General features: G+C 66.4%; 11 protein-coding genes and 1 pseudogene. 10 read left to right on the top strand and 2 right to left on the bottom strand.

Annotation, left to right across the window (positions count from 1 at the left end; genetic code table 11):
• Nucleotides 1–188, top strand: a pseudogene (locus Q0693_RS06215) (hypothetical protein); the annotation flags it as partial.
• Nucleotides 189–243: 55 nt separating this feature from the next.
• Here Q0693_RS06215 and Q0693_RS06210 read toward each other — a convergent pair.
• Nucleotides 244–390 carry a hypothetical protein gene (locus Q0693_RS06210; RefSeq protein WP_298630027.1) on the bottom strand — a complete coding sequence of 49 codons (147 nt, stop codon included), beginning with the start codon at nt 388–390 and terminating at the stop codon, nt 244–246.
• Nucleotides 391–640: 250 nt separating this feature from the next.
• On the bottom strand, nt 641–1,531 hold the full coding sequence (gene rocF, locus Q0693_RS06205) for an arginase (protein WP_298630026.1): 891 nt from the start codon (nt 1,529–1,531) through the stop codon (nt 641–643).
• 84 nt (nt 1,532–1,615) lie between these two features.
• Between rocF and Q0693_RS06200 the strand changes: the two genes are divergently transcribed.
• The 9 genes from Q0693_RS06200 to Q0693_RS06160 all read left to right on the top strand — a co-directional run.
• Nucleotides 1,616–2,152 (top strand): DUF177 domain-containing protein, encoded by a 537-nt coding sequence (locus Q0693_RS06200; protein ID WP_298630025.1) that lies wholly within the window; start codon nt 1,616–1,618, stop codon nt 2,150–2,152.
• A gap of 59 nt (nt 2,153–2,211) precedes the next feature.
• On the top strand, nt 2,212–2,394 hold the full coding sequence (gene rpmF / locus Q0693_RS06195; protein ID WP_243028511.1) for a 50S ribosomal protein L32: 183 nt from the start codon (nt 2,212–2,214) through the stop codon (nt 2,392–2,394).
• 90 nt (nt 2,395–2,484) lie between these two features.
• Nucleotides 2,485–3,453 (top strand): beta-ketoacyl-ACP synthase III, encoded by a 969-nt coding sequence (locus Q0693_RS06190; RefSeq protein ID WP_243030064.1) that lies wholly within the window; start codon nt 2,485–2,487, stop codon nt 3,451–3,453.
• A complete protein-coding gene (gene fabD / locus Q0693_RS06185) occupies nt 3,453–4,370 on the top strand; it encodes an ACP S-malonyltransferase (RefSeq protein ID WP_298630021.1) in 918 nt (305 codons plus the stop codon). Before Q0693_RS06190 ends, fabD begins: the two co-directional genes overlap by 1 nt.
• Complete coding sequence (gene fabG / locus Q0693_RS06180; RefSeq protein ID WP_243028508.1) at nt 4,363–5,100, top strand: 3-oxoacyl-[acyl-carrier-protein] reductase; 738 nt, start codon at nt 4,363–4,365, stop codon at nt 5,098–5,100. Before fabD ends, fabG begins: the two co-directional genes overlap by 8 nt.
• 53 nt (nt 5,101–5,153) lie before the next feature.
• Nucleotides 5,154–5,396, top strand: a complete 243-nt coding sequence (acpP, locus tag Q0693_RS06175) for an acyl carrier protein (RefSeq protein WP_243030062.1) — start codon at nt 5,154–5,156, stop codon at nt 5,394–5,396.
• A gap of 145 nt (nt 5,397–5,541) precedes the next feature.
• On the top strand, nt 5,542–6,768 hold the full coding sequence (gene fabF / locus Q0693_RS06170; protein ID WP_298630018.1) for a beta-ketoacyl-ACP synthase II: 1,227 nt from the start codon (nt 5,542–5,544) through the stop codon (nt 6,766–6,768).
• The gene (locus tag Q0693_RS06165; RefSeq protein WP_298630016.1) at nt 6,769–7,899 is read left to right on the top strand and encodes a deoxyguanosinetriphosphate triphosphohydrolase; all 1,131 of its coding nucleotides are present in this window, start codon (nt 6,769–6,771) and stop codon (nt 7,897–7,899) included.
• A 25-nt stretch (nt 7,900–7,924) separates the two neighbouring features.
• Nucleotides 7,925–8,895: PLP-dependent aminotransferase family protein (locus tag Q0693_RS06160; protein WP_298630014.1), on the top strand; the 971-nt coding region annotated here is incomplete at its 3' end.

Below are 8,895 nucleotides of genomic sequence, written 5' to 3'. Positions count from 1 at the left end.
GGCGGGAGGCGGAGGCGTACTTCCTGGAGACGGGGCTGGACTTCCCGGTGCTGGTGAGCCAGTGGGCCAAGGAGGCCCTGGACCCCCTTCTCCACCGCAAAAAGGAACCTCCCTGGGAAAGCCTGGCCCTGGCCTTCCAGGCAGGGCAGAGGCTGGGACGGTACCTGCGGGGCCAGGCTAGGGATTAAGCCCCATCCGTACCCCCCGGCACCTTAACCCCTGGCCCTCCATGACCCAACCGGTTTACGGATCCTCCCGGCGGTAGACCAAGGCCCGGGAAAGCCCTTGGGGTTTGAGCCGCCATTGGCCCCTTTCTTCCAGTCCCGCCTCGCCGGGATTCCTTCCCGTGCCCAGGCTGGCAAGACCCCCGGGCGCAAGCAGGGCATCCACCAAGGCCTGGGGGAAGAATAGCCCTAAAGCCGCAAAGGAGGGTCCTGGGCCTTCCCCAGGACGGCATTGCCATCCGCCTCGAGGCCGGGAAAAGACCACGTACCGCTCCAGTGCCGCCGCATGCCGGCGCTCAATGGCCCCCTGGAGCCCCGCGAAAGGACCAGGTGGCCTTCCAAAACCATGAGGAGGAGGGCCCCACCCACCAACGCTTTGACGGGGATATAGCCGGCACAACCCCTGGCGCCAATCCCTAAAGGATACGTTTCCCTAAAAGGCTCAGGGCCAGGCCTACCATCATCTCCGCCGTGCGGTTGCGCTCGTCCAAAATGGGGTTCACCTCCACCAGGTCCAGGCTTCGCACCCGGCCCGAATGGGCCAGGATTTCCATGAGCAGGTGCGCCTCCCGGTAGGAAAGCCCCCCCGGGACCGGGGTCCCCACCCCGGGGGCCAGGGTGGGGTCCAGGACGTCGGCGTCCAGGGACACGTGAAGGGGAAGGCCAGCAAGCCTTTCCAAAACCTCCTCGGCGATGCGGGCCACCCCCAGGCGGTCCACCTCGTGCATGGTGTACACGGTAACCCCCATTTCCCCAAGGAGACGCTTCTCCCCGGGGTCTAGGCTCCTTACCCCCACCAGGACCACCCGCTTGGGGTCCACCGCCTGGAAGGCCTCGGTCAGGCGGGGATGCCCCAGGCCGCAGAGCACCGCCAGGGGCATGCCGTGGATGTTGCCGCTGGGGCTGGTTTCCGGGGTGTTGAAGTCCGCGTGGGCATCCACCCAGACTACCCCCAGGGGCTCCCGGGCCACCCCGCTCACCGAACCCATGCTTAGGGAATGGTCCCCCCCTAGCACGATGGGGAACACCCCTTCCGGCAAGGAGCGGAGCCTTTCCCTAAGCTCGAGGGCCGCCTGGCGGATCTCCTCCAGGTAGGTCTGGCCATTCCCATGGGTTCTCCCTTTCCTAAGGGTTTCCGCCAGGGGCACCCCCACATCCCCCAGGTCCTCCACCCAGAACCCTAAGCCCTCCAGCTCCTCGGCAAGCCGGGCGTAGCGCAAAGCGGAAGGCCCCATGTCCACCCCGCGCCGCCCCGCACCCAAGTCCATGGGCACTCCTAGGATGGCCACCCGCTCCATGGGGGGCATGGTAGCAGAAAACCCCATACACCGCTTGGGAACTTTATGCCTCCCCTCTAGGAGAAAGGAGGGGTGAGCGCTATACTTAGAAGGATGGAATACCGCGAGGTGGCAAGCATCAATCTGGCCCGCCTCTTGCGAGAAGGAGGAACGGTTCGCGCCACAGGCGTGGTGCAGGAAGCCTTCTTTGTCGGGGAGGAGCGCTTCCCCTTGGCAGGCGAGGCCACCTGGAAGGTGGCGGTTTCCGCCGTGGGCGGGGACGAGTACTGGCTTTCGGGTGAGGTGGAGGGCGTGGCCCTCATGGAGTGCCGCCGCTGCCTCAAGCCCACCCCTACCCCCATCCACGCCCACTTCCAGCACCTTTTGCGCTACCAGCAGGGCCTGGGCGAGGTGGTCTTCCACGAGGAGGCGGAGGAGGAGTACTACACCTTTGGCGAGCCCGACTTGGACCTTCTTCCCTTCCTGACCGAGGCCTTCGTCACCGAAATGCCCTACACCGTCTTGTGCCAGGACGGATGCAAGGGCCTCTGCCCCGTGTGCGGGGCGGACCGCAACCTGGTGGACTGCGGCCACGAGCCGGAGGTCCACCACCCCTTCCTGGGCCTTAAGGACCTCCTTCCCGAACTCTAGCGGGTCTGCTATACTACCAGGGGTTTAGCGGGGGCCTTAGCCCCCCTGGAGGACTGGAGATGGCCAAGCATCCTGTACCCAAGAAGAAGACCTCTAAGGCACGGCGCGATGCCCGTAGGAGCCACCACGCCCTGACCCCCCCGACCCTGGTACCCTGCCCCGAGTGCAAGGCGCCCAAACCCCCCCACACCGTCTGCCCGGAGTGCGGCTACTACGACGGGCGCAAGGTCCTGGAAGTCTAGACCGGGTCAAGATAAGAGGCCCCTAAACCCGGGGCCTCAACTTTTTTCACTGCCAGTGGGTATAGTGGTGCCCATGACGGGAGGTCAGGCATGAGCGGCATCCTGGCCCTGGGGGCTTACGTCCCCGAGAGGGTCATGAGGAACGAGGACTTTGAGGCCTATTTGGACACCTCGGACGAGTGGATCGTGACCCGCACCGGCATCCGGGAACGGCGCATCGCCGCCCAGGACGAGTACACCTCGGACCTGGCCTTCCAGGCGGTGGAGGACCTCCTCAAGCGGCACCCGGGGGCTTTGGAGGGAGTGGACGGGGTCATCGTGGCCACCAACACCCCCGACGCCCTTTTCCCCGACACCGCCGCCCTGGTCCAGGCCCGCTTTGGCATCCAGGGCTTCGCCTACGACCTGTTGGCGGGCTGCCCAGGATGGCTTTACGCCCTGGCCCAAGCCCACGCCCTGGTGGAGGCGGGCCTGGCCCGGAAGGTCCTGGTGGTGGGAGCCGAGGCCCTTTCCAAGATCCTGGACTGGAACGATCGGGCCACCGCCGTCCTCTTCGGGGACGCCGGGGGCGCGGCGGTGGTGGGAAGGGTGCGGGAAGGCTTCGGCTTCCGCTCCTTCGTGCTGGGGGCGGACGGCAGCGGGGCCAAGGAGCTCTACCATGCCTGCGTGGCCCCTAGGCTTCCCGACGGCACCTCCATGCGCAACCGCCTCTACATGAATGGGCGCGAGGTCTTCAAGTTCGCCGTGCGGGTGATGAACACCGCCACCCTCGAGGCCATAGAGAAAGCCGGCCTCACCCCGGAGGACATCAAGGTCTTCGTGCCCCACCAGGCGAACCTGAGGATCATTGACGCCGCCCGGGAGCGCCTGGGCCTTCCCTGGGAGCGGGTGGTGGTGAACGTGGACCGCTACGGCAACACCTCCACCGCCTCCATCCCCTTAGCCCTTAAGGAGGCGGTGGACGACGGCCGGATCCAGGAAGGGGATCACGTGCTCCTGGTTTCCTTTGGGGCCGGGCTCACCTGGGCCGCGGCGGTACTCACCTGGGGGGGAGCCTGATGTACGCCGCCCTCTTTCCCGGCCAAGGCTCCCAGCGGGTGGGCATGGGAAAGGCCCTCTACGAGGCCTTTCCCGCCGCCAAAGAGGTCCTGGACCGGGCCGAGGCCACCTTGCCCGGCCTCCTAAGGCTCATGTGGGAAGGCCCGGAGGAAGCCCTCACCCTCACGGAGAACCAGCAACCCGCCCTCCTGGCGGTGGGCTACGCCGCCTACCGGGCCTTTTTGGCGGCCGGGGGGAAGGAACCCCTTCTGGCCGCAGGCCATTCCCTGGGGGAATGGACCGCCCACGTGGCCGCCGGCACCCTGGGGCTGGAGGATGCCCTTAGGCTGGTCCGCCTCCGGGGCCGGTACATGCAGGAGGCCGTACCCCCAGGAAAGGGGGCCATGGCCGCCATCCTAAAGCTTCCCCTCGAGGCCATCCAGGAGGCCTTGGCCGGGCTAGAGGGGGTGGAGGTGGCCAACCTCAACGCCCCCGAGCAGACGGTGATCTCCGGGGAGAAGGGGGCGGTGGAAGAGGCGGCGGAAAGGTTAAAGGAAAAACGGGCCCGGGTGGTCTTCCTGCCGGTCTCCGCCCCCTTCCACTCCTCCCTGATGGCGCCCGCCAAGGAACGCCTGGCCCGGGACCTGGCAGGGGTGGCCCTAAGGAAACCCCGTTTTCCCGTTTACTCCAACGTGACCGCCAAGCCCGAGGAGGACCCCGAGCGCATCCGTGCGCTTCTCCTGGAGCAGATCACCGCCCCGGTGCGCTGGGTGGAGATCCTAAGGGATATGGAAAAGAGGGGCCTCCGGCGCTTTTTGGAGTTTGGTAGCGGCGAGGTGCTCAAGGGCCTGGTGGCCCGCACCCTGAAGGAAGCCCAGGCCCTTTCCGTGGGAGACCCAGAAGGGGTAAGAAAGGCCTTGGAGGTGGAGGATGCGTAAGGCACTGGTGACAGGGGCCAGCCGGGGCATCGGCCGGGCCATCGCCCTGAGGCTGGCCCAGGAAGGCTACGCCTTGGTGATCCACTACGGCCAGAACCGGGAGAAGGCGGAAGAGGTGGCGGAGGAGGCCAGGAGGCTGGGTAGCCCCCTGGTGGGGGTCCTGGGGGCCAACCTCCTGGAGGCGGAAGCCGCCACGGGTTTGGTCCACGCCGCGGCGGAGATCCTGGGCGGGCTGGACACCCTGGTGAACAACGCCGGCATCACCCGGGACACCCTCCTCATCCGCATGAAGGACGAGGACTGGGAGGCGGTCCTCGAGGCCAACCTCTCCGCGGTCTTCCGCACCACCCGCGAGGCCATCAAGCTCATGATGAAGGCCCGCTTCGGGCGCATCGTGAACATCACCAGCGTGGTGGGCATCCTGGGCAACCCCGGCCAGGCCAACTACGTGGCCTCCAAGGCGGGGCTCATCGGCTTCACCCGGGCGGTGGCCAAGGAGTACGCCGCCAGGGGGATCACGGTGAACGCGGTGGCCCCGGGGTTCATAGAAACGGAGATGACGGGAAAGCTTCCCAAAGAAGTCCAAGAGGCCTACCTGAAGAGCATCCCCGCAGGCCGCTTTGGCCGCCCGGAGGAGGTGGCCGAGGCCGTGGCCTTCTTGGTCTCCGAGGCCGCCGGGTACATCACCGGCCAGACCCTGTGCGTGGACGGGGGGCTCACCCCCCATTGAGGGGGCCAGGCCCGGGGCTAGACCCCGTGGTAAAATCCCCAAGGGAGGTTTTCATGACGGAGCAGGAAATCTTTGAAAAGGTCAAGGCGGTTATCGCGGAAAAGCTCTCGGTGGAGCCGGAGAAAGTCACCCTCGAGGCCCGCTTCATTGAGGACCTGGGGGCGGACAGCCTGGACACCGTGGAGCTGATCATGGGCCTGGAGGACGAGTTCGGCCTGGAGATCTCCGACGAGGAGGCGGAAAAGATCCGCACGGTTAAGGATGCGGTGGCCTTCATCCAGGCCAAGCTGGGCTAGGCTTTACCCCGCCCCACCCTGGTTTTGGCCAAGGTGGGGGCACCGGTAAATCCCTAGGGGAGAGGGCACGGGTACTAGAGCCTCGAGGAGGGCGCATTCACGCGCCCTTTCTCCTTTCCCTGGCTTCTTTCGGTATACTACCCCCATGCGACGCGTGGTCATCACCGGCCTCGGCCCCTTAACCCCCATCGGCGTGGGGGCCGAAGCCTACCACAAGGCCCAACTTGCCGGGAAAAGCGGGGTGCGCCCCATCACCCGCTTTGATGCCTCCACCTTGCCGGTGCGCATCGCCGCCGAGGTGGACGTCAACCCAGAGGCGTTCCTAGACAAAAAGGAACTCCGGCGGCTGGACCGCTTCGTCCAGTACGCCCTGATCGCCGCGGAGCTGGCCCTTAAGGATGCGGGGCTGGAGCCCGGGGCCCTAGACCCCGAGCGGGTGGGGACCCTGGTGGGCACGGGTATCGGGGGCATGGAGACCTGGGAGGCCCAGAGCAAGGTCTTCCTGGAGCGGGGCCCAAACCGCATCAGCCCCTTTTTCATCCCCATGATGATCGCCAACATGGCCTCGGCCCACATCGCCATGCGCTATGGCTTCATGGGACCGAGCTCCACCGCGGTCACCGCCTGCGCCACGGGCTCGGATGCCATCGGCAACGCCTTGCGCATGATCCAGCTGGGGGAAGCGGACATCGTGCTGGCTGGGGGCACGGAGGCCGCCATCACCCCCATGGCCATCGGGGCCTTTGCCGTGATGCGGGCCCTTTCCACCCGGAACGAGGAACCCCAAAAGGCCAGCCGCCCCTTCACCCTAAGCCGGGATGGCTTCGTGATGGGGGAAGGAGCGGGGGTCTTGGTACTGGAAGAGTACGAGCACGCCAAAAAGCGGGGCGCCAGGATCTACGCCGAACTGGTGGGCTTTGGCCGGAGCGCCGACGCCCACCACATCACCGAGCCCCACCCCGAGGGCAAAGGCGCCGCCTTGGCCATGCGCCGCGCCCTCTGGGATGCCCGAGTGGACCCCGAGGCGGTGGGCTACATCAACGCCCACGGCACCTCCACCCCCGTGGGGGACCGGGCGGAGGTCCTGGCCATCAAGGAGGTCTTTGGGGAGCACGCCAAAAGGCTTATGGTCTCCAGCACCAAGAGCATGACCGGCCACCTCCTGGGGGCCGCGGGAGGGATTGAGGCCATCGCCACGGCGCAGGCCCTCTACCACGGGGTCATCCCCCCCACCATCAACCTGGAGGACCCCGACCCCGAGCTGGACCTGGACTTCGTGCCCGAGCCCCGGGAGGCCAAGGTGACCTACGCCCTCTCCAACTCCTTCGCCTTCGGCGGGCAAAACGCCGTCCTGCTCTTCAAACGGGTTTAGATGCTGATAGACCGGGAAAGGCTTCTGGAGGAGGAGGCCCAGCGCCTGGCCCCCTATGCGCAAAAGGCCCGGGACACCCGGGGAAGGCAGTACCCGGAGCCCGAGTCTCCCTACCGCACCCCTTACCAGAAGGACCGGGACCGCATCCTGCACACCACCGCCTTCCGCCGCCTGGAGTACAAGACCCAGGTCTTCCCCAACTGGGCCGGGGACTACTACCGCACCCGCCTGACCCATACCCTCGAGGTGGTCCAGGTGGCCCGTTCCATCGCCCGGGCCTTAGGCCTCAACGAGGACCTCACCGAGGCCATCGCCCTTTCCCACGACCTGGGCCACCCGCCCTTCGGCCACACGGGGGAGAAGGTCCTGAATGCCCTGATGCAGGGGCTCGGGGGGTTTGAGCACAACGCCCAAGCCCTCCGGATCCTCACCGAGCTAGAGGTCCGCTACCCCAGCTTCCAGGGCCTTAACCTCACCTACGAGGTCCTGGAGGGTATCGCCACCCACGAGGCCGCCTACGATACCGGTTTCAAGGCCGAATACCCGGGGAAGGGTACCCTCGAGGCCCAGGTGGTGGATCTCTCCGACGCCATCGCCTACGCCGCCCACGACCTGGACGACGGCCTCCGTAGCGGCCTCCTCCGCCCCGAGGAGCTTACCGAGGTCCCCTTTCTGCAGGAGCTGGCCCAGGAAGAGGGCCTGGACCTCTCCCGGCTCACCGAGCTTTCCCGCCGCATCCTGGTGCGCCAACTCCTGGGGTTCCTCATCACCGCTGCCATAGAGGCCATCCACCAGGAGGTGGAACGGGCGGGGGTAAGGAGCGCCGAGGAGGTACGCCGGCACCCCCAGCGCCTAGCCCGCCTCACCCCGGAGGCCGAGCAGGCCCACCAGGAGTTGAAAGGGTTTCTCAGGGAGCGTTTCTACCGCCACCCTGAGGTCCTAAGGGAACGGCGCAAGGCGGAAATAGTTCTAGAACAGCTTTTCCACACCTATACCCGTTACCCGGAAATCCTCCCCAAAGAGGTCCAGGCCCGGATCCCCAAAGGGGGCTTGGAACGGGCAGTCTGCGACTACATCGCCGGCATGACGGACCGGTACGCCCTCGAGGCCTACCGAAAGCTCTTTCCTTGAGGGCCCTAAGCGCTAGAATGGGTGGGTGAAAACCCTGGACTGGAATACCCGTTTTGGCGAGCGGGCAGGGCGCATCCAGGCCTCCACCATCCGCGAGCTGCTAAAACTCACCCAGCGCCCCGGCATCCTGAGCTTTGCCGGGGGGCTTCCTGCCCCTGAGCTTTTCCCCAAGGAGGAGGCGGCAGAAAAGGCAGCGGAAATCCTCAGGGAAAAGGGCGAGGTGGCCCTGCAGTATGGCCCCACGGAGGGATACACCCCCTTAAGGGCCTGGGTGGCGGACTGGCTTGGGGTCAGCCTGGAAGAGGTCCTCATCACCACGGGAAGCCAGCAGGCCCTGGACCTCTTGGGCAAGGTCTTTCTGGACGAGGGAAGCCCCGTGCTGCTGGAAGCCCCCAGCTACATGGGGGCCATCCAGGCCTTCCGGGCCTATGGTCCCCGCTTCCTCACGGTGCCGGCAGGGGAGGAAGGCCCGGACCTAGGGGCCTTGGAAAGGGTCCTGGCCCGGGAAGAGCCCCGTTTCCTCTACCTCATCCCCTCCTTCCAAAACCCCTCCGGGGGCCTAATGCCCCTGGAAGCCCGCAAAGGCCTTTTGGAACTGGCCATGGAGCAGGGCCTCATCCTGGTGGAGGACGATGCGTACCGGGAGCTTTACTTCGGAGAAACCCGGCTGCCTAGCCTCTTTGAGCTTTCCCGGGAGGTGGGCTATCCCGGGGTCATTTACCTCAGCAGCTTCTCCAAGGTGCTGGCCCCGGGCCTTCGGGTGGCCTTTGTCGTAGCCCAACCGGAGGTCATCCGCAAACTGACCCAGGCCAAGCAAGGGGTGGACCTGCACACCCCGGTCCTCAACCAGATCCTGGTGCACGAGCTGGTGAAGGAGGGCTTCCCCGAGCGCCTGGCAAGGATCCGCGCCACCTATAGGGCCAAGGCCCAGGCCATGCTGGAGGCCCTGGGGAAGGAGATGCCCAAGGAGGTGGCCTACACCCGGCCCAAGGGGGG

It is taken from the genome of uncultured Thermus sp. (genome assembly GCF_938010445.1).
GTDB classification, from domain to species: Bacteria; Deinococcota; Deinococci; order Deinococcales; family Thermaceae; genus Thermus; species Thermus altitudinis.
The sequence above is the reverse complement of the archived record's forward strand: the minus strand, read 5'-3'. Positions and strand labels throughout refer to the sequence as shown.

Bases quoted from the DNA above. Each gene is read 5' to 3' on its own strand.
- Q0693_RS06200 (WP_298630025.1), top strand. From the start codon at position 1,616: ATGGAATACCGCGAGGTGGCAAGCATCAATCTGGCCCGCCTCTTGCGA.
- Q0693_RS06165 (WP_298630016.1), top strand. From the start codon at position 6,769: ATGCTGATAGACCGGGAAAGGCTTCTGGAGGAGGAGGCCCAGCGCCTG.
- fabG (WP_243028508.1), top strand. From the start codon at position 4,363: ATGCGTAAGGCACTGGTGACAGGGGCCAGCCGGGGCATCGGCCGGGCC.
- rocF (WP_298630026.1), bottom strand. From the start codon at position 1,531: ATGCCCCCCATGGAGCGGGTGGCCATCCTAGGAGTGCCCATGGACTTG.
- rpmF (WP_243028511.1), top strand. From the start codon at position 2,212: ATGGCCAAGCATCCTGTACCCAAGAAGAAGACCTCTAAGGCACGGCGC.
- fabF (WP_298630018.1), top strand. From the start codon at position 5,542: ATGCGACGCGTGGTCATCACCGGCCTCGGCCCCTTAACCCCCATCGGC.
- Q0693_RS06190 (WP_243030064.1), top strand. From the start codon at position 2,485: ATGAGCGGCATCCTGGCCCTGGGGGCTTACGTCCCCGAGAGGGTCATG.
- fabD (WP_298630021.1), top strand. From the start codon at position 3,453: ATGTACGCCGCCCTCTTTCCCGGCCAAGGCTCCCAGCGGGTGGGCATG.
- acpP (WP_243030062.1), top strand. From the start codon at position 5,154: ATGACGGAGCAGGAAATCTTTGAAAAGGTCAAGGCGGTTATCGCGGAA.